Source organism: Kitasatospora sp. NPDC058063 (assembly GCF_042885395.1).
In the GTDB taxonomy this organism is placed as follows: Bacteria; Actinomycetota; Actinomycetes; order Streptomycetales; family Streptomycetaceae; genus Kitasatospora; species Kitasatospora lactacystinica.
The window spans coordinates 1-18,241 of the sequence record NZ_JBHVSD010000053.1 but is presented as its reverse complement, the minus strand read 5'-3'; the positions used below and the strand labels follow the sequence as shown (position 1 = coordinate 18,241).

Genomic DNA, 18,241 nt, shown 5'->3' with positions numbered 1-18,241 from the left:
GGCCCGGCCGGTCCGGCGGCGGCAGTGGCGGGTTCGCCGTGAGCGCCCTTGGCGTGGTCGATGATCTCGTGCACGCGCCAGATGGCGATCGGGACGACCGTGGCGAGCGGGATCGCCATCCACCCCTGCAGCCGCCACTGTCCGTCAGCATTCTTCTCGACGCCGAGGACGTGCAGGTCGGTCAGAATCGCGGCGATCTGGCACAGCACCATCACGGCAAGCGCGATCCGCATCTCCCGCTGGAGCTTGCTGCGGGTCGCGGCGACCACCCACCCGTCCAGGCAGACCGCGAGCAGCCAGGCCAGCGCGGAGTGCATGCCGGCCGTGACGGCCAGGGCGTGCTCCTTGTAGGAGGTGTACGCCAGGCCGGCCCCGAGCACGGCCCGGGTCAGCAGGAACGGCACCAGGCGGGCCCGGTTCGCCGCCGCCCGGCGCAGCGTCCGGCGCCACCAGCGCTGCTGCCGCTGGGCCCGGCGCTGATCCAGCTGCTCCTGCTCGGCGCGCAGGGCGGCGACCTGCTCCTGCGTCTCGGCGAGTTCGGCCAGCGCGGTGGCGGTGACCTGCTCGGCGTCCCGGCGCGCGGCCACCAGCAGGCGCTGAACGTCCGCCTCGGCCTTGCCGCGGACGGAGCCGGCCTGCCGCAGCTGCTCCCCGGCCCGCTGGCGGGCCTGCTCGATCTGCGCCTGGGCGTCGTCCTGGAGCTCCTGGGCCTCGGACAGGCCGCGCCGGCGCAGCTCGGCGGCCTGCCGTCCGGCCTCCTCGCGCAGCTCCGCCGCCTCGGCCTCGGCGTCCTCGCGGATCCGGTCGGCGGCCGCGGCGGCCTCATCCCGGGCGGTGTCCGCCTCGGTGAGGGCGGCCTCGGTGAGGCGGGCGGCCCGCTCCTCGGCCTCGGTGCGCAGCTGCTCGGCCTCCGTCTCGGCGGTGGCGAGGATGTCGCGGGCGGTGGCGGCGGCCCGGGTGCGAATCGCCTCGGCCTCGGTAGCGGCGTGGGTGAGGGTGCGGTCGGCCGCCGTGGCGGCGTCGCACTGCACCGTGGCGGCCCGTTCCCGGGCGCCGGTCAGCTCCTGCTCGCCCTCGGCCCGGTCGGCGGCGCTGCGGACCCGGGCGGCCTCCAGTTCCTCGCGGGCCAGCGCCGCCTGGTCCCGGGCGTCGGCGAGGTCGGCGGCGGCCCGGCCGCGCGTGCGCTCGGCCTCCCGGTCGGCCTCGGCGAGCACCTTCGCGGCCTGTTCCTCGGCCGCCCCGGTGATCCCGGCCGCCACGGCCTGGGCCCGCTCCTCGGCGTCGGCGACGATCTGGTCCGCCTCCTCCTGGGCCTGGACACGGATGGCGGCGGCGCGCTGCTCGGCGTCCGCCAGCAGCGCCGAGGCCCGCTCGGTGGCCTGCTCCAGCAGCCGGTCGGCCGCCGCGTGGGCGTCGGCGTCGGCCTCTTCACGCCGCTCGCGGGCGTGCTGGACGGCCTCCTCGCGGATCAGCTCGGCCTGGTCGGTGGCCATGTCGAGGATCCGCCGGACCGTCTGCTCGGCACGCTGCGTGACCGTCTCGGCCTCGGCGGCGGCCTCCGCGCGCAGCTGCTCGGCCTCGGCCGTCCACTGCTCGGCGGTCGCCAGGTGGCGGTCGGCGGTGACGGCGGCCCGGGCGAGGACGGCGAGCGCCTGGTCCTCGGCGAGGGCCAGGACGTCGGCGGCGCGGTCGGCGGCGTCGGCCAGGAGCGGGTCGGCGGCCGACCGGGATGTGAAGGCCGCAGGGACCTCGGCCGGGGTGTCGGCGGAGGGCTGCGGGCGGGCCGCGGGCACCTTCACGGGGGCCTTGGGGTCGGTCTTCTTGGCGGGGGTGCGGGTGCGGCGGGTGGTGGTGCGGGCCGGGGTCATGGCCGGGGACTCCTGTCCTGAGCGGTGACGGTGCGTGGTGGCTGTGGCGGCCGGAGCGGGTCACGGCGCCGCGGGGATGGCGAGGGGGTGGCAACGGCCCCGATCAGGGGTGTCGGGGCCGTTTCGGGGGGTGCGGGGAATCTGATCCGTCTGATCTGTTTTCGCAGCTCACGATCCGTTTCCTGATCCGTCGCCGATCCGTCGCTGATCTGTCGCGGGGACGGATCAGGACGGATCGGCGACGGATCGCGGACGGATCAGGCGACGGATCGCGGGAGGCCGCTGCTGGTGACGTTGCGTGTCATTCCGGCAGGCCCTCGAAGGCGGCCTCGACATCGGCGCGCCAGGTTCCGGAGGGCGGGTTGTCCTTGTTCAGGTCGGTCCGGCGGACCGTCTTGAGCGGAGGAAGGCCGGCCTTCTTGAGGTCCCTGGCGATCTTCTTCTTGACCTCCCGGCGGCGGTGCTCCGGCTCGCTGTCGTCCCACTGCCGCCACTCGTCTCCGGTGGTGGCGAGGTGGTCCAGGATCTGGTCGGTGAGGAGGAAGTCCGGGTCGCCGTGCTTCTCGAACGCGGCCCGGATCGCCATCAGCACCTCCGGGAGCTCCTGCTCGTCGCCCTTCTCGGTGGGCTCCGGGGTGATGGTGACGGCGCCGGCGGCGAGCCGTTCCTGTGTACGGAGAGTGGCGGTCGGGGCGTCGAGGTGGGTGGCCTTGCGCAGGATCGGGTCGCGCAGGCCGGGGGCGACGATGTAGAAGCAGCCGGCGTCGGCGGGGTCCCAGTCGCCGGGGGAGGGGACGAGGCGGTGTGGCATCCAGCCCTCGTTGACCGCGGTGTCCGAGCCGACGACCAGGGGGACGTCGGCTTTGCGGGAGGGCAGCATGATCCGGATGCCGAAGGTGTCGGCGATGGCGTCGCCGACGACGTCGCTGGTGGCGTCCTGGGACAGCAGGACCACCGTGACGCGGGCCTTGCGGCCGATCCGGCTCAGCAGGATCACCTTGGCCTTCTGCTCCTTCGTCAGCTGCGGGTGCTCGTCGACGATCGCGAACACGGCCGGCGCGTCGTCGGTGACCTGCCAGTTGTCGACGTCGTCGCCCATCCGCTCGGTGCGGATCTTCGCCTCGCGGATCGCCCAGTCCAGGACGTCGTCGATGCGCTCCTCGTCGTAGGCGGTCATCGCGGCCAGGCGGCGCAGCGGGCCGAAGCCGCGGCGGGTGGGGTCGATGTCGAGGGCGATGGCGTCGGTGCAGCTGGTGATGTAGTCGACGAGGTTGCGGACGATCTGGGATTTGCCGCCGCCGGAGACAGCGATGACCATGACGTTCTGCCCGGCCAGGGTGACCTGGGTGGGGGTGGCGTCCATGGAGGGGCCGAGCGAGAACGGCTTGAGGATGCTGTTGGAGCGTGGCGGGTAGTGCGGGTGCGGGGGCATCGGGTCGAACGGGTCGCCGGTGAGAACGCGCAGCACGACGGAGCCGGCGGCGGCTTTCTGCGGCTGGGCCATCACTCCGCCCTCGCGGACGCCGAGCAGCACTTCGAGGTCGGCGAGTTTGGCGACCAGGCCGGAGGGGCGGCCCTTGGTGAGGTGGGCGACGGCGCGCCAGCCCCACCGCTCCTGGGTCACGTCGGTGACCTCGCCGACCGCCAGGCCCTCGGCGCGCAGCGCGAGGTGGATGCACTCGCCGGCCTGCTGCACGTTCTGGACCCGGCGGATCGGGTACGGGTCGCCGCTCGGCGGCGCCGGCGCCGCCGAGGCGGTGCCGGCGGCGGCCGCGCCGGTGCCGGTCGCCTGGTTCCCGGTGGCCTGCTGCCCGGGCAGGGCGATCACCTCGGCGCCGGCGGGCAGCTCGTAGGCGAGGTCGGGGTCGGCGCGGCGGCCGGAGCGCCACAGGGGAATGAGGCCCTTGCCCCAGGCGGCCAACACCACCGCCGCACCGGTGACCGCGCACTCCACCACGAGCGTGTGCAGGCCGCCGACCAGGCCGGGCAGGCCGTAGGTGCCCAGCACGGTGAGCGCCAGGCGGACGCGGCGCCGGTGGGACATGCGCCTCCGGTGGTCGCCGATCTCCCTGAGGGTCACGGGGGCGTGCCCGGTGTAGGTGAGGGCCAGCACGGCCGCGGCCTTCTGCTCCCACTGGGCGGCGGCGGTGCGGGCGGCGAGCTCGGCCTTTTTGGCCGCGGTGTGGCCGGCCGGGGTGACGTCCTGGGCCTGGGCCGCGGCCGCCGAGGCGGTGGCGGCGGCCAGCTCCTGGGCGGCGCGCCCGGCCAGGGCGGTGTGCTCCGCGCCGCGGCCCGCCTCCCACACCTGGTGGCGGGCGTTGAGGATGTGCAGGGCCACCGCCCGGTCGCTCAGGTGGTCCTCGGTGACGAACAGCCAGTCGGAGCGCTCGGCGGCCAGGACGCGCAGGCCGGCCGGGAGGTGCCCGACCTGGCGGCGCCACCACGGGCGCGGCCCGGCCGGGTCCGGCTCGGCCGGGCGCGGGCCCGGGTCGTCGTCGTCCAGCAGCTCGCCTTCGAGGATCTCCTCCTCGACCGGCTCCAGGCGCAGGTCGATACTCACGGGCAGGTCCCCCTTCTTTGTCTTTCCGGTTCGGGTCTCAGCGGCTGGAGGCGACGTGATTCAGGGCGTCCAGGACGACCTGACCGCCCTTGGAGAGGGCCTCGTTGGCGTAGTAGGTGACCAGCGGGATCGCGGCCAGCGAGGCTCCGTTGACGAAGCCGAGCCTCACCTTCCACTTGTCCAGACCGCTGGCGGTGGTGCCCGGGGTCCGCGCACCCGCGCCCGCCGCGCCCTTGGCGGACTTGCGGGCGCCGGCCAGCACGACGGCGACGACGAACAGGAGCAGCGCGCCGCCGCCGCCGACCGGTACCGGGGTCGCGCCCTGGAACTGGGCGGTGGAGGCGGCGCCGGTGCTGGACCACAGGGACAGCTGGCCGCCCCAGGCGGAGGCCTTGTAGCCGAGCCAGCCCAGGCCGCCGAGGATGCCGCCGGCGCACAGCCCGCACAGCACGCCGAAACCGGTGCCGATGGCGTAGGGGAAGAGGCTGGCGTGGTCCGCGCCGGCGCCGGCGGCGCGCCCGTAGACCCCGCCGCCCTTGCCGCCGACCTTCGGCAGCGGGATGCCGTAGGTACGGGCGAGCTGCCAGCCCGTCAGGCCGAAAACAGCGGCGTAGGTGCCGAGGGTGACGTCCATGATCAGTGTCCTCCGGTGAACGCGGTGGTGAGCCAGGTGATGGCATCGGTGACAGCCGGCAGCGACAGGCAGCCGGACAGGATGGGAATCCACACCGCCGTGCGGCGCAGCAGCGAGACCTCGGCCCGCTGCGCGCCGACGAGCGGCAGGGCGATCGCGGCCAGCTCGACGGCGGCGGTGGTGGCGGTGTTCGCGTGGAGAGCGGCGCAGCCGTAGTAGGCGGCGCCGGCCAGGGTCAGGGAGCGCAGGGCGGGTTTGCCGCCCCACAGGATCGCGATGGCGGCGGCGGCGTCGGCGCCGTAGGAATTGGTGATGATCGGCAGGTTGTGGTGGAGGAGCCAGGCGGGGACGGCGGCCAGGGCGGCGGCGGTGGCGTTGGCGCCCAGCTGCATCCAGGAGAAATCCCAGAAGGGCTCGGGCGGCGCGGGCGGGGCGACCACCATGACCGGGACCGGTTGCGGGGCCACGACCTCGACCGGCACCACCGAGCCCGGGTCGGGGTAGCTGTACTGCGGCGGGATCGGCACGTGCGGGGGCGGGGCCTGGTAGTGGGCGGCCGCCGCGGCTGCTGCGGCGGCCGCGTAGTGCGCCCAGTCCGGCTCGGCGACCGGCGGGGCGGGCGGCGGGGGCGGGGTGTGGGTCCGCTGTCCCCCGTGCGGCGGCTGCCCGGCCCCGCCGGCGGGCGGTGTGTCGTCCTCGACGATCTCGGCGTCGATGATCTCCATACCGCCCGCGCCGCCCGGCCCGGCGGCGGCGAACAGGTTGAAGGACGTTTCGGTGGTGGTGTCAGACATCGCTGCCCGCCGCCCTGCGGATCCGCTCGGCCATGAACGCGGCCGGGTCCGTCGCGGCCGCGCTCCAGCGGCCGAGCGTGGCGTCGGCCTCCTCGGCCGGGACCGGGGCCGAGGTCTGGGCCTTCGCGCGGTGCTGCTTGAGGGCCCAGAGCAGCAGCGCCAGGACCGGAACGGCCGTGGCACCGACGAAGAAGTAGAGGATCAGGTGCTGCATGTGCTTCCCCCCTTTTTGGGAGTCGACGGGTGGGCGGCCGGGGACGGGGCGGGGTCAGTGGCCGAGCTCGGCGGGGTCGGCGCCGTCGCGGATCGCGGCGGCCTGGGCGCGCAGGTCGGCGGCCCGGCCGCTGAGGGTCCGGGCGCAGGCCGCGGCCTGCTCGCGCTCGGCGGGCTCGGCGGTGAGGTCGGCGGCGACGGCGCGGCCGCTGGCGGCGGCGGCCGAGTCGTTGACGGCGGCCAGGTCGAGGTTCGCGGCGAGCTCGGCTCGGGCGGCGCGGGTCCAGCGCATGGCGGTGTCCTCTCGGGTTCGGGTGGTGGCCGGCATGGCCAGGTGGTGCAGGGAGTTCCGTCCGGGCGCGACGGGTCAGCGGCGGCGGTGGAGCCAGCGGAGGCGGTCGGCGTTGCCGTCGTCGGCGGCGAGGACCTTGCCGACGTAGTCGCTGATCTCCTCGCCGCGGGCGTCGCGGCCCCGGGTGGTCAGCGCGGCGGCGGCGGTCCCGGTGCGGAAGGCCTCGGCGGCCTCCTGGTCGCCGCCGGCGACGGCGGCCTTGATGTCACGGGTGAACCCGCGCTGGCCCGCGATCTCGGTCACGGTGTCGGCGGCGGCCTTGCGCAGACGATCGAACATGCGTCCTCTCCGTTCTGGTGGTGGAGGGGACCCGGGTGGTCCCGGGACTCCCCTGGCCGGTGCGGACGCCGAGCGGGCGGCCGAACCGGTCAGGGCAGCTCCGGGCGCGGGCGGCCCGTGCCCGGCCGTCGGCCCCGCAAGTGCGGGCCGACGGCCGGGCGACGGGGGCCAGTGGCGGATCAGCGGGCCTGCGGGCCCCGACCAGTGCCAGGCCCGACGGGGGCGGTCTCGTCGTCGAGGACGAGGTTGTTCAGCACGCCGGCCTGGAGGACCAGGCCAGCGACCTGGGCGCCGGTGATGCTGTTGACGACGGTGCCCAGGTCGCCGGGGAGGGCGGTGCCGCCCGGGGCCTGGATGACGGTGCCGTGGATGACGGCGTCGGGCCCGATGCGGTTGGCGATGACCATGTGCTCCTCCTGACGGATGTCGAACTCCCGGGCCGGTTCGGCGCCGGGAGGAGGCTTTGTACGGGTGGCCGCGGACCTGACGGCCCGGTGCGCGCCGCATCAGCGGTGCGCACCGGCCGAGCTGGTGGCGACGGGGGCACTCGCGGCCTGGCCGGCCGTTCGGAGCGCCGGGGTGCAGCGGCGGTTTCTCGGTGGTGCGGGGTGCGTGACGGCCGGGCCCTCGAAGGAGGGCGGGTCGGCCGCTTACCGCCCGGCTGGGTGCCGGGGCGGAAGCGCCTGGATTGAGCGGGGCGGCGGTGTCCCCGTGCCGAAGGTGCTGCGGAAGCAGTCGAGTGGTGCACCCCGGGGCGGCGTCACGCTCGCAGGCCTCGGGGCCGTTCTCTGAGTGGTTCTCAGTTGGCTCGCTGTGGAGTTGTGAAGTAGGCGGGCACTTCCCTGGCCTGGCCCCCTCGGGCCGGACTTCCGGGTGCGTCGTGGTGGTGCGTCGGGTGCTGGGCCCTGGCGGGCCCGCCGCACCACTCCCGGCGCCGTTCCGGCATGGGCATGCCAGGACGGTTCCGAGAGGCAGGCGGCGGGATGCCGTGCTGCATAGAGAGGAGAGAGGAGGAGGGGCTACTTGCCGGAGCCGGAACCGCCGGCCTTCGCCGCGTCGCGGCGGGCCTGGTCCTCGCGCATCCGGCGCAGGGCCTCGTCGGCCTGGTTGGAGAGGATCACCGGCCGGCTCCCTTCGGGGCGGCGGGCGGGGTCTTCGGCGGGGTGGGGGTACCGCCGCCGGCGTAGCTGCGGCAGATGGGGGCGATCGTCACCGCGCACCCCCGTCGTCGTGCAGGTCGCAGGACCGGCCGAACCCGTCGGCGCTGTTCACGGTTCGGGGAGCGAGGACCGGTCGGCCATTGGCGCGGGCCTCGTCGTAGTCCGAACCGGCCCACACGCGGCCGTCGGCGGCGACGTGGTCGGGCGTGTCCGTACGGGTGGCGGGCCGGGACTCGGAGGAGCGGCGGGAGAACAGGGCCATCAGGACCGACCCCCCGCCTGCTGCGCCATCTGCTCGCGCAGCCGGTCCGCCTCCTGGCGGGCCCGCTCCGCGGCCGCCATGGCCTCCTGCGCGGCGCGCAGGCGCTCCGCGTTCAGCGCATCCAGGGCGGCGGCCTGCGCCGCGTCGGGCTGCGACATCGTCAGCACCCCGCCATCTGCGGCTGCGCGCCGCCGAGGAGCCGGGTGATGGCGTTCTGGACGAACCAGCTGAGGTGGGCCCAGCTGGTACGGCCGGCCTTGGCGAGGTGCTCCTCGGCCTGCCGCCAGACGTCGGCGACGAGCGCCGACACCGCGGTCTCGTCGGCCGTCGGGGCGACGGCCGCGAGGTCGCGGGCGATGAGGGACCGGACCCGGCCCTCGTACTGGATCTGCAGCGGGGCGCTGCGGTGGGCGGCGATGGCGTCCACGATGCTGTGGGCGCTGAGCGCCTGGGGGTGGAGCGTCAGGGTGGCCCCGGTGCTCCCAATCGGGCCCTGGTGCGCAATGCTGGTCATACGGATCACTCCCTTGACGAGTCGGTCCGAGGAACAGCCCTGACGAGCTTGCCGGCGGTCAGGGCTGCTTCCTTTCTTGAAGGATCAGAGTTGCCCCTGACCTTTCTCGAAAGGTTGCTGCGAGAAGAAGACTGACACACCGTCGACCGACGCGCAAGCACCTTTCATGAAAGGTCTTGCCTTCGTTGCTCCGAGGTGAAAAGGTTCAACCATGAGCACACGAGACCCCCGGCCTACGCAGGGGTTGATCGCCGAGCTGACGGAGGCAATCTCCCGCGGCGACCAGCCGGGCCTGCGGCCGGGCGACCAGTTCCCTACGACCAGCGCTTTTGCTGTCCAGCACGGCGTCAGCCCTCAGACCGCCAGCAAAGTGATCCAGGCTTTGAAGGCCGGCGGACTCCTCTCCGGAGCCGCTGGCGGCAAGACGTGGGTCCGTGTCCCGCCCGTCATGTCGAAGCGCGACACCAAGCGCTACCTGGACGAGAAGGGACGCGCGAAACTGGCAGACGCAGGCGAGCGCGGCGCGCTGGGTGTGAGCGAGTACGACACCGGCATCACGGTCGACGCACTGCACCACAACGGTGTCAGGGTCGACGTGGTGATGCCTCCCGAGGACGTCGCCTCTGCCCTGGATCTCATCCCTGGTGAGAAGGTGCGGCGGGTTATTTACGAGCGCCGCCACCAGGAGAAGGCTGGCCTGAGCCGGTCGACCGCCTATGTGCCATACGAGCTGATCAAGGACAACCCTGACCTGCTCAACCCTGCCTTGCTGGCCCGCTGGCCCGGCGGCCTGATGAACGAGCTCTGGACCATCGGGATCGAGGTCGGGGAGATCGTGGACCACGTCACCGTCGCCATGCCGACGGCTGAAGAGGCCCGCGACTACGACATCCCGCCGGGTGTGCCCTTGATCCACATCAAGAAGGTCACGTACGACACGACCGGCCGACCGGTGGAGGTGGCCTTCATCCCGCTGCCCGGTGACCGTGTCGAGATGGTGTTCCGCACCGCCCTGCCGAGGTGGTCGCAGTGACGATCATCAGCGTGATCACCCCCGTCTACGACGGCGGCCACCGCTTCCTCAGCGAAGCGTACGACTCGCTGACCGCACAGGATCTGCCCGAAGGGTGGACCTGGCAGTGGGTCGTCCAGGAGGACGGGGAGACCGGGGTACCGGGCGCTGCCCTGCCTGATGACCCGAGGATCTCGTACGGCACGGGCCGTCGCGGCGGCGCGGCAATGGCGCGCACCATGGCGCTGGCTCGGGTGACGGGCTCGCTGGTGCGTGCGCTCGACGCCGACGACATGCTTCCCGCTGGTGCGCTGCGCCGGGGCATCGAAGCCCTAACCGAGCACCCTGAAATCGGCTGGGCCGTCTCGTCGGCGCTTGATCTGCTGCCCGACGGCTCCCTGCGCGGGTCAACCATCGACCCACCAGCCGGCCCTTTGCCCCCCGGGCTGCTCGCTGATAGCTACCGGGCCGGCCAGTTCGCCGTGATGGGTACGACGTTGACCGTCCACGCCGATCTGCTGCACGCCGTCGGCGGCTGGCCCGCCGTCCCGGCCTCCGAGGACGCGGCCCTGCTCGTGCTGCTGGAGGCTGTTGCCCCCGGCTGGATGATCGCCGAACCGGGTGAGATCTACCGCAAGCACAACGGCCAGGTGACCGCCCAGGCCGCGCACTGGCAGGAGGCCGAGCGCGACGCGCTCGCGGCCGTCCTACTCACCCGACTCGATGTCCTGCGCCGCGCCGGCTGGCGCTGGACCCCCACCACCGAACCGAAGGTATGCCTGTGACCGAGCGTCTGATCTCCATCGTCACCCCCGTCTACGGACCGAGCGTCAGGTTCCTTCCGGAGGCGTACAAGTCGCTGCTCGACCAGGACCTGCCCGACGGCTGGACCTGGGAGTGGCTCGTCCAAGAAGACGGCGACGACGTCGGAGCATCTGGCTACCTGCCGGCCGACGACCCGCGCATCCGGATCTCGACCTCGCGGAGGGGCGGACCGCAGGTTGCTCGCACCATGGCCTTCGGTCGCTCGCGCGGCTCTGTGATCAAGGTCGCCGACGCTGACGACCTGCTTCCGGCGGGCACTCTGCACCGCGACATCACGGTCCTGACGGAGCACCCGGAAGTCGGCTGGACCACCTCCCGAGTGCTCGACCTCCTGGAGGATGGCAGCACCCGCGGCTTCGACATGGACCCGCCCGAGGGCGTACTCACCAGCGGCTCCGTCTTGGAGCACTGGAAGCAGCACCGTCGCGCCCAGGTCCACCCCGCTAGCCTCTGCGCCCGCCGAGAGCTGGTGGCGCTGCTCGGCGGCTGGCTCGCTCTGCCGGCATCCGGCGACACCGGCCTCCTGCTCGGCTTGGACGCTCTGAGCAACGGGTGGTTCATCCCGGAGGTCGGCATGATGTACCGACTGCATGAGCACCAGATCACCCGGCACCCGCACCACTCGACCGGCGAGGAGTGGGAGGCCCGGATGAACGTGATGCGAGAGCGCGCCGAAGCCTTGCATACCTGGGTCAAGCGCTCCTAAGAACCGAGACCTCTATCCACAGGCGGGCCGCTCCACGCTGGCACCTGGCGGACACGCCCGGCGCCATCACCCATGAGTGGAGGGTCCTGCCTGGGGTCTAGGCTCGCGGCGTTGCCATATGCCGCAACTGAACAGAGAAAGCAAAAGCGGCCCCCTCCGCCAAGAGAAATGGGCCGCTTCCACCGCGTATAGCTGTTGTCGATCCGACGGTACCAGTCGTACCCGGCTCCCGGCGAGAGACACCTGTCTCCTCGCCCGGCCGGGCGATCGCCTGGTGCCGTGGGACTGGCAACAGCGGGAAGAGAGCACTCGTTGCACCGCCCCGTCCTCCGGCCCCGCCGTGCCTTTCCGGCCACGCCGCCCACCCGTGACGCACGTCACCTCTTCTCGGGTCACACCGCCCCCGGTTCTCCGGCCTCTATGGGCATGACCCTGCACACCCATGCCCAGATCCGCCCCACTCACCGTCCGGTCGCCCAGGCCGGGCCGGTCCTGGTGCCCGTCGCCGGATCGGAGGCGGTGAAGTGAGCGAGAGGCGGTTCTCGATCGCGGCCGTCGTGCCGGACGTCAACATCCGGGCGGAGACCTTCTACCAGCACGGCCTGGACCAGATCGACATCCTGGTGTACATCCACCTGCGCTTCAAGCCGCACGGCTCCGAGTTCACCTCGGACTCGCTGACGGCCGAGCTCCAGCTCTTGGGCTGGCGCGGCGGCAACCACCAGCTGATCTCGAAGCGCACGGTGACCGCGTCGCTGCGCCGGCTGGCCGGGGCGATGTACATCCGCAAGAAGCAGCAGCACGCCTCCGGCGGACAGTTCGGCGCGGTGTCGTACGAGTTCTTCCCGGTCCAGCAGCATGGCGACCCGGGATCGGCAAAACCGCAGGTCGCACCGTTCGTGGAGCCCGCCGCCGCCGATGCGGCTACGTTGCCCACCCAGGCGAGTAATGAAATGGTAAAACCGCAGGTCGCACCGCGTGACGGCGATGCCCGCATGCGGGCGACATCGTTGGACGGCGAGAACACAAAACCGCAGGTCGGACCGCATGTCGGCGATGCCCGCATGCGGGCGACGGCGTCAGGCGGCGATGACCGCATGCGGGGGGTAAACCCGCAGGTCGCACCGCGTGTGGGCGTCGCCGACATGCGGTCCGCTCCCCCCACACCCCCGGTGGTGGTAGGTACTACCACCACCACCAACCTCCTCCAGGGCCGTGCCGCGCAACAGGCGGCGCAGCAACCGCGGCAGTCGAAGGGCAGGTTCGGGCGCAAGCAGCGGCCCGTCGATCCCGCGCTGGCCGAGGCCGAGGAGTTCCTCCAGCAGGTGCCCGGTGTGGGCCCGGACACCGCCGGGCGGCTCGCCGCGCAGCTGCTGGCCCGCGCGACCGAGCAGGGCTGGGCGCTGGGGCCGGAGCTGCTGGCCTGGCTGACCGACGACCGGAAGGGCGAGGTGCGGCGTTGGGCCAACGTGCTGCCCGCCCGGATCCGCGACCTGCCGCGCTACCGGCCGGGCCTGGTGCGCCTGCCCGGCCAGCCCGACGGACGGCCCGCCCCGCGAGCCGCCGTGGTGTCCGAGTGCCCCCGCTGCTACGGCTCCGGGATCGTCACCGACGACCAGGGCGTGCCCATGGCCCGGTGTGACTGTGCGACCCTCGCGGCCGTCCCAGCCGGCTGACCCTGCTTGACCACGACCCCGGAACGACAACGGGGCCGCCGGATTCCCTTGCCCAGGCCCGGCAGCCCCATGACCTCGAACAGGAGATCGTCATGACCCTACCCGGCCAGAAGTCCGCCGCCCCCGCGTTCAACGACGAGTCCGACTGGTCCAACGAAGACGGCCCCGATCCGGCGGCCGCCGACCCCCTGGACAACCAGCCGCACGACCTGACCGCAGAGCAGGAAGTCATCGGCGCGATGCTGACGTCGGCCGACGCGATCGCCACGGTGTCCCAGATCCTCAGGCCCCGGGACTACCACCGGCCGGCGCACGAGAAGCTCCACCGGGTCATCGTGGACATGTACGCATCGAACCGGCGCGTCACCCCGATCACGGTCGCCGACGAGCTTCGGGATCGCAAGATCGTCCTGCAGCGAAGCACCAACGACGCGTCGTACCTGCACGCCTGCGTGGCGGCGGTGACCACGGCAACCGGCGCCGAGGAGAGCGCCCACATCGTGCGCAAGCACGCCCGCCGCCGCGCGATCATCACCGAGACCCTGGCGGTCATGCAGGCCGGCCGCCACGGCGACCCCGCCAAGGTGATCGAGTCCGCCATGGCCGCGTTCCAGGCGCTGGCCACCGGCGTTGCCAACACCGAGGTGGAGAAGCTCTCCGTTGCCGACCGCCTGGAGGACTACCTCGACAAGAAGCAGCGCGGCGACAACAGCGAGATCATCGCCTCCCCTTGGCCGGACCTGAACGAGGTCCTCAAGGTCAAGCCCGGCATGTTCGGCACCGTCGGCGCCGCGACCAGCGGCGGAAAGTCCCTGTTCGCGCAGACCTGGGCGAACTACGTCGCCCTCAAGCTCGACAAGCCGGTGCTCTTCGGCTCGCTGGAGATGACCGGCGAGGAACTCATGGACCGCATGGTCGCCGACCAGGCCAGCGTGCTCCTCCACCGGCTCGCCGAGGGCGGCGACGCCCTCACCGATGACGACTGGTTCCGGATCAGCCAGCAAGCGGACGTGTTGGGCCGGGCGCACAACTTCGTGCTCGACGACACCGCAAACCTGACCCTGTCCCGCCTGCGGGCCCGGATCCGGCAGATGGACGCCCAGGGCAGGAAGCCGGCCCTGGTCGTCGTCGACTACCTCCAGCTGATGCCCGCCGACGAGGGTCAGGCCTCCCCGGTCCGCGCCCAGGAAGTCGCTGCGATCAGCCGCGGGCTCAAGCTCCTCGCCATGGAGTTCGACACCGCCGTCATCGCCCTCGCCCAGTTCAACCGCGAGGCGAAGAACCGCCGCCCCCAGGCGACGGACTTTAAGGAGTCCTCGGCGATCGAGCAGGACTCCAACTTCATCATCCTGCTGCACACCGAACTGGACGAGGAGAACCAGCCGGTGAGGCCCGGCGAGGTCGAGGTGATCCTGGCCAAGAACCGCAACGGGGTGAAGAACAGGATTCTGCCGATGGCGATGCTCGGGCACTACGGGCGTATCGCTCAGATGCCCAAGGACCTGTAAAAGGCCGTGGCGGCCCCGTGGCGGCCCTAGCCCGTCCTGTAAGTCCATTCCCCCATCTGAAGCCATGATCGCCCCGTAGAAGGCGATCTACGGGCATCGCCCGGCCGGTGCCGACCGCGCCCGGTCGGGCGACCCTCCCACCCCGAGAGGAAAACCAGCTATGAGCAGCGTCAACGTGCAGATGGACTCGCTCCAGGTCGCCGCGACCGGCCTGATCACCGACTTCGGTGACCTCGTCGTCCGCGGCTACCTCAAGGACCACCCCGACATCGTCGCCCACCGCCTGGGCCTGGTCGCCGAGCTGGTCGCCAAGGTCCAGGCCGCCGTCGACGCCGAGAGGGCCGGCGGCCAGTGGCCGGCGCTCCAGGTCGACCCGGCCGACGGCCACGACGAGGACACCGCCTTCTACTGCGAGCACGAGTGCAACTGCGAGTACTGCTTCCACAGCGGCGGTACCGAAGCGCTGATCGACGACACCCCGGTCGCCGTCGCACCGTAGCCCTGACCGAGTCACCACGAGATGCAGGCCCCCGGCCGGCCCTGCCAGCGGGGGCCTGCACCGTCACGCCGAGAGGCCGCGGACTCGACGGCCCCTGGTTGGTGCCCGGCCTCAGCGGCCGACCGGTGAACCGGTGCGCAACCGAGACGGCCGGGCGCCTCGCCGCCCGTCTCGGGGCTGGTTCGGGGAGGGGGGAATCCGGTGGGCGCAAACGGTCCTGCCCGCAGTTGTCGTCGAGCGGCTGTCGGGCCTCGCGCGCGAAGCCACCTGTGGATGGCCTTCGGCGTCCGGGAGGGCGCGTCTACTTCTCTATCAACTGCTCTTAATGGGGTCCGCCTGATGCGGCCACCCCCGTCCGCGTGGTGCGGCCACCCCGGCGTGCGAAGGCCAGGGGGAGACCCCCGTCCGGCCGGTGAACAGACCCCCTCGTCAACGGGTGCGCTTTGCGCTGCCTCGATCCGGTGAATGTGCGCCTTAATGTGCGATCCAGAAGTGACTTTCAAGCTAGGGTGTGTGGTGTGGAGGTGAGGTGTCGATGAGTGAGGACCTGTTCGCGTCGATTGACGCGCTGCTGGCCCGGCCGAAGCCGGTGGAAGACCTGCCGGTCCCGGCCGAGCGGGAGCGGCTGCGCAAGGCCGGCGACTACACCCAGGAGGAGCTGGCCGCGGCGCTGAAGACCCGGCGGGAGACGATCGTGCGCTGGGAGGCCGGGACGACGGAGCCCCGCCCGCCCAAGCGCGAGGTGTACATCCGGTTCCTCGCGACGCTGGCGCTCCAGCACGGCACCGTGGAGCCCACCGAGTGGCTGCGCCGTGCGCAGGCCGCCGGCCTCGTGCGCACCGACAGCGCCGCCGCGCCCGCGTCGGCCCCGGTCGAGGCCACCGTACCCGCCGAGACGGTGCGGCAGCCGGCTGTCCCGGAGTCCGCCGCCGCTCCGGTGGCCCCGCCGCCGGAGCCCGGGGTGTTCACCACCGCTGCGGTGGCCAGGCAGCCAGCGCCGGTGGTGCCGGACCGGGACCGGGACGGCTCGCTGGTGATGGGGTCGTCGGCGGTATACGGCGGCGGGGACCAGGCCGTGGTGGAGCTCGACCGGACGGCCGCCGGGGACCTGGTCGCCGCCGGGCCCGCGCCGTGTGTGCGGTGCGGCCGGCCGACGCCCTACCGTTCGCAGGGCCGTCCGGTGCACATGGGTGGCTGGTGCGCGCCCGCTCCGGCCGGGCAGTCGGCGCCCGCCGTCCCGGTCGCGGAGCGGCCCGTCCCGGCCGCGCCCGCCGAGCCGGCTACCCCACCGGCAGCGTCGGTCGCTTCGGTCGCTGCGCCCCGCCAGGCCGCTCCCGCCCCCGTTGCCGCGGCGGCTCGGCGCGGGCCTTCGTCCCGTCCCTCTGCCGGTGCGCCGTCGCGGGCACGGAAGACGGCGGCGAAGAAGCCGGCCGCCGAGGCGGGCCCGGCGGACTGGGAGGCCGCGGCGGCCGCGCGGTTCCCGGCCGGGCCGCTCGCGGTGGTGGACGTCGCCCCGTCCGGCCGGGGCCTGGTGGCCTACCTCGCCGACGGCACCCAGGCGCCGACCGCGCCGGTGGGGCGCACGCTCGCCGACGTCGTCGAGTGGGCGCTGGAGGTGAAGCTCGGCTCGCCGCGCCTGCACCGGCACGGCAAGGACGGCGACGCCCTGGTCGTGCTCACCGACGCCGCGCTCGCGGAGATCGGCCTGCCGCCGATGGGCCGGGATGAGAAGCGCGAGTTCGTTCAGCGCCTGGGGCAGCTCCCGAAGACCCACAAGGCCGTGAAGCAGGTGGAGAAGGCCGGCTGGCTGCTGACCCAGCGCGGCCTGGGCCCCTGGGCCCGCATCTACCGCACCCCCGAGGACGGCAAGCGGGTCTGCGTGCAGCTGTGCATCCCCGCCTGGGGAGCCCTCGCGTCCGGGGGCTGGCAGATCCCCGACAGCCTCACGGCCCCGGACCTGGCTCGCCTGCTCGGCACCTACGCGAAGCGCGTCCTCACCCCGCGCGGCTCCACCGCCGTCTCCGGCCTCGAACTCGTCACCGCGCTGCGCCCGCCGACCCGGGCGGTGCGCACCGAAACGGGCTGGACGTCCGGGCCGGTGGAGGGCTCCCGCCCGAAGGACGCGTTCGACCCGGCGCCGCCGGAGGTCCCGGACGTGCACCCGCTCGCCCAGGACCGGGAGCCGGGCGGTGAGCTGGTGACCGAAGCCTGGGACTGGCACCGCGAGCTCACCGACACCGAGAAGCGCTCCGCCTGGGCGGTGGGTCTGGACGTCAACATGGCCTTCCTCGCCGCCGCCGGCCGCCTCACCCTGCCGCTGGGCCCGCCCGTGCACGTGGTCAACCCGGTCTTCGACCCGAAGATCCCGGGCTCGTGGCTGGTCGACCTGTCCGGCCTCGACACGAACCCGCTGCTCCCCAGCCCGTTCACCGCGGACGGCTCCCGCCCGACCGGGCCGGCCTGGTACTCCACGGTGAAGGTCGCGTACGCGGTGGAGCTGGGCGCCCGCCCGCAGCCGCTGGAGGGCTGGCTCCGCCATGAGCACGGTCCGTACCTCGACCCGTGGCACAAGCGCCTGCGCCAGGCGTACGTCGACACCATGGCAGCCCTCGGCGTGCCGCTCACCCTCGCCGACCGCGACCCGGTCGCGTTCCTGGACGCCATGGCTGCCATCAAGACCACCGGCGACCCGGCCGAACTCGCGGTGCTCACCGCGATCAAGCAGACCGCCAAGGGCACCATCGGCAAGATGCGCGAACGCCCGCGCGGCCACGGCTACAAGCCGGGCGAGCGCTGGGCCGCCCTGGAGCGGTCGACCTGGGACCCGCTGATGCGCGCGTGCGTGATCGACACCGCCACCGTCAACCTTCACCGCAAGCTCCGCAAGATGGCCGGCGACACCGGCCTGCGCTGCTTCGCGGTGCTGTCCGACTGCGCGGTGTTCGCCTCACCCGGCCCCGGCGTCCTGGACGTCCTCACCAAGGCCGACGGCACCCTCACCACGTCGCTGCGCCTCGGCGTCAGCCCGGGGATGGTGAAGTTCGAGGGCTCCCGGCCGATGCCGGAGATCGCCGAGCTGCTCGCCGATGACACGAACCCGGCCCGGCACATCAAGACCGGCGGCATCGTCTCCGCCGACGAGTAGCCGGCGCCCCGGCCGGGCCCGCACCACCCGGGCCCGGCCGGCGCCCGCACCGCACAACCCATCAGCAGCGGGCCGCCAGGACTGGCGGCCCGGAACAGGGAGGGACCCATGCAGCACGACCCGCGCGCCGAGCAGCTCGCCGTCGCCTACTGGAACCACACCCGGACGGGTTCGGCCGCCTGGATCCGCCTGAAGCCGGAGATCCGGGCCGAGCTGACCGAGCAGGCCGACACC

At 73.1% G+C, this 18,241-nt stretch carries 17 protein-coding genes and 1 pseudogene; 7 read left to right on the top strand and 11 right to left on the bottom strand.

Going from position 1 to position 18,241, the window contains the following annotated elements:
* The 11 genes and pseudogenes from ACFVUY_RS42615 to ACFVUY_RS42565 all read right to left on the bottom strand — a co-directional run.
* Positions 1–1,868, bottom strand: a pseudogene (locus tag ACFVUY_RS42615) (hypothetical protein); the annotation flags it as partial.
* A 301-nt stretch (positions 1,869–2,169) separates the two neighbouring features.
* Positions 2,170–4,428: a hypothetical protein gene (locus tag ACFVUY_RS42610; RefSeq protein ID WP_387695817.1), complete on the bottom strand. Its 2,259-nt coding sequence runs from the start codon at positions 4,426–4,428 to the stop codon at positions 2,170–2,172.
* 37 nt (positions 4,429–4,465) lie between these two features.
* Positions 4,466–5,062: a hypothetical protein gene (locus tag ACFVUY_RS42605; protein ID WP_387319882.1), complete on the bottom strand. Its 597-nt coding sequence runs from the start codon at positions 5,060–5,062 to the stop codon at positions 4,466–4,468.
* Between the two features lie 2 nt (positions 5,063–5,064).
* Positions 5,065–5,856 carry a hypothetical protein gene (locus ACFVUY_RS42600; RefSeq protein WP_387695816.1) on the bottom strand — a complete coding sequence of 264 codons (792 nt, stop codon included), beginning with the start codon at positions 5,854–5,856 and terminating at the stop codon, positions 5,065–5,067.
* Positions 5,849–6,070, bottom strand: coding sequence for a hypothetical protein (locus ACFVUY_RS42595; RefSeq protein ID WP_387695815.1), 222 nt, complete (start codon positions 6,068–6,070; stop codon positions 5,849–5,851). The genes ACFVUY_RS42600 and ACFVUY_RS42595 overlap by 8 nt, the downstream gene beginning before the upstream one ends.
* Positions 6,071–6,124: 54 nt before the next feature.
* Complete coding sequence (locus tag ACFVUY_RS42590) at positions 6,125–6,361, bottom strand: hypothetical protein (protein WP_387695813.1); 237 nt, start codon at positions 6,359–6,361, stop codon at positions 6,125–6,127.
* 75 nt (positions 6,362–6,436) lie between these two features.
* Entirely contained in the window at positions 6,437–6,700 is a 264-nt protein-coding gene (locus ACFVUY_RS42585) for a hypothetical protein (protein WP_387695812.1), read from the bottom strand.
* A gap of 179 nt (positions 6,701–6,879) precedes the next feature.
* Positions 6,880–7,107 (bottom strand): hypothetical protein, encoded by a 228-nt coding sequence (locus tag ACFVUY_RS42580; protein ID WP_387695811.1) that lies wholly within the window; start codon positions 7,105–7,107, stop codon positions 6,880–6,882.
* Between the two features lie 802 nt (positions 7,108–7,909).
* On the bottom strand, positions 7,910–8,122 hold the full coding sequence (locus tag ACFVUY_RS42575; RefSeq protein ID WP_387695809.1) for a hypothetical protein: 213 nt from the start codon (positions 8,120–8,122) through the stop codon (positions 7,910–7,912).
* Complete coding sequence (locus ACFVUY_RS42570; RefSeq protein ID WP_387695808.1) at positions 8,122–8,280, bottom strand: hypothetical protein; 159 nt, start codon at positions 8,278–8,280, stop codon at positions 8,122–8,124. Before ACFVUY_RS42570 ends, ACFVUY_RS42575 begins: the two co-directional genes overlap by 1 nt.
* 2 nt (positions 8,281–8,282) lie before the next feature.
* Entirely contained in the window at positions 8,283–8,636 is a 354-nt protein-coding gene (locus ACFVUY_RS42565) for a hypothetical protein (protein WP_387695807.1), read from the bottom strand.
* A gap of 211 nt (positions 8,637–8,847) precedes the next feature.
* On the opposite strand from ACFVUY_RS42565, the gene ACFVUY_RS42560 reads away from it, so the two are divergent.
* The 7 genes from ACFVUY_RS42560 to tap all read left to right on the top strand — a co-directional run bounded on the left by ACFVUY_RS42560 (position 8,848) and on the right by tap (position 18,007).
* The gene (locus ACFVUY_RS42560) at positions 8,848–9,669 is read left to right on the top strand and encodes a GntR family transcriptional regulator (RefSeq protein ID WP_387695806.1); all 822 of its coding nucleotides are present in this window, start codon (positions 8,848–8,850) and stop codon (positions 9,667–9,669) included.
* Positions 9,666–10,433, top strand: coding sequence for a glycosyltransferase family 2 protein (locus tag ACFVUY_RS42555; RefSeq protein ID WP_387695805.1), 768 nt, complete (start codon positions 9,666–9,668; stop codon positions 10,431–10,433). Before ACFVUY_RS42560 ends, ACFVUY_RS42555 begins: the two co-directional genes overlap by 4 nt.
* Positions 10,424–11,179, top strand: coding sequence for a glycosyltransferase family 2 protein (locus ACFVUY_RS42550; protein ID WP_387695804.1), 756 nt, complete (start codon positions 10,424–10,426; stop codon positions 11,177–11,179). The genes ACFVUY_RS42555 and ACFVUY_RS42550 overlap by 10 nt, the downstream gene beginning before the upstream one ends.
* Positions 11,180–11,703: 524 nt before the next feature.
* Positions 11,704–12,855: a hypothetical protein gene (locus ACFVUY_RS42545; protein ID WP_387695803.1), complete on the top strand. Its 1,152-nt coding sequence runs from the start codon at positions 11,704–11,706 to the stop codon at positions 12,853–12,855.
* 92 nt (positions 12,856–12,947) lie between these two features.
* Positions 12,948–14,363, top strand: coding sequence for a replicative DNA helicase (locus ACFVUY_RS42540; protein ID WP_387695802.1), 1,416 nt, complete (start codon positions 12,948–12,950; stop codon positions 14,361–14,363).
* A gap of 160 nt (positions 14,364–14,523) precedes the next feature.
* Positions 14,524–14,862 carry a hypothetical protein gene (locus ACFVUY_RS42535; RefSeq protein WP_387695801.1) on the top strand — a complete coding sequence of 113 codons (339 nt, stop codon included), beginning with the start codon at positions 14,524–14,526 and terminating at the stop codon, positions 14,860–14,862.
* A gap of 535 nt (positions 14,863–15,397) precedes the next feature.
* On the top strand, positions 15,398–18,007 hold the full coding sequence (gene tap / locus ACFVUY_RS42530) for a telomere-associated protein Tap (protein ID WP_387737295.1): 2,610 nt from the start codon (positions 15,398–15,400) through the stop codon (positions 18,005–18,007).
* The last annotated feature ends 234 nt before the right edge of the window (positions 18,008–18,241 follow it).

Excerpts from the sequence above, each read along its gene's own strand:
- ACFVUY_RS42605 (WP_387319882.1), bottom strand. The coding sequence starts at position 5,062 with ATGGACGTCACCCTCGGCACCTACGCCGCTGTTTTCGGCCTGACGGGC.
- ACFVUY_RS42600 (WP_387695816.1), bottom strand. The coding sequence starts at position 5,856 with ATGTCTGACACCACCACCGAAACGTCCTTCAACCTGTTCGCCGCCGCC.
- ACFVUY_RS42595 (WP_387695815.1), bottom strand. The coding sequence starts at position 6,070 with ATGCAGCACCTGATCCTCTACTTCTTCGTCGGTGCCACGGCCGTTCCG.
- ACFVUY_RS42590 (WP_387695813.1), bottom strand. The coding sequence starts at position 6,361 with ATGCGCTGGACCCGCGCCGCCCGAGCCGAGCTCGCCGCGAACCTCGAC.
- ACFVUY_RS42585 (WP_387695812.1), bottom strand. The coding sequence starts at position 6,700 with ATGTTCGATCGTCTGCGCAAGGCCGCCGCCGACACCGTGACCGAGATC.
- ACFVUY_RS42580 (WP_387695811.1), bottom strand. The coding sequence starts at position 7,107 with ATGGTCATCGCCAACCGCATCGGGCCCGACGCCGTCATCCACGGCACC.
- ACFVUY_RS42575 (WP_387695809.1), bottom strand. The coding sequence starts at position 8,122 with ATGGCCCTGTTCTCCCGCCGCTCCTCCGAGTCCCGGCCCGCCACCCGT.
- ACFVUY_RS42570 (WP_387695808.1), bottom strand. The coding sequence starts at position 8,280 with ATGTCGCAGCCCGACGCGGCGCAGGCCGCCGCCCTGGATGCGCTGAAC.
- ACFVUY_RS42565 (WP_387695807.1), bottom strand. The coding sequence starts at position 8,636 with ATGACCAGCATTGCGCACCAGGGCCCGATTGGGAGCACCGGGGCCACC.
- ACFVUY_RS42560 (WP_387695806.1), top strand. The coding sequence starts at position 8,848 with ATGAGCACACGAGACCCCCGGCCTACGCAGGGGTTGATCGCCGAGCTG.
- ACFVUY_RS42550 (WP_387695804.1), top strand. The coding sequence starts at position 10,424 with ATGCCTGTGACCGAGCGTCTGATCTCCATCGTCACCCCCGTCTACGGA.
- ACFVUY_RS42540 (WP_387695802.1), top strand. The coding sequence starts at position 12,948 with ATGACCCTACCCGGCCAGAAGTCCGCCGCCCCCGCGTTCAACGACGAG.
- ACFVUY_RS42535 (WP_387695801.1), top strand. The coding sequence starts at position 14,524 with ATGAGCAGCGTCAACGTGCAGATGGACTCGCTCCAGGTCGCCGCGACC.
- tap (WP_387737295.1), top strand. The coding sequence starts at position 15,398 with ATGAGTGAGGACCTGTTCGCGTCGATTGACGCGCTGCTGGCCCGGCCG.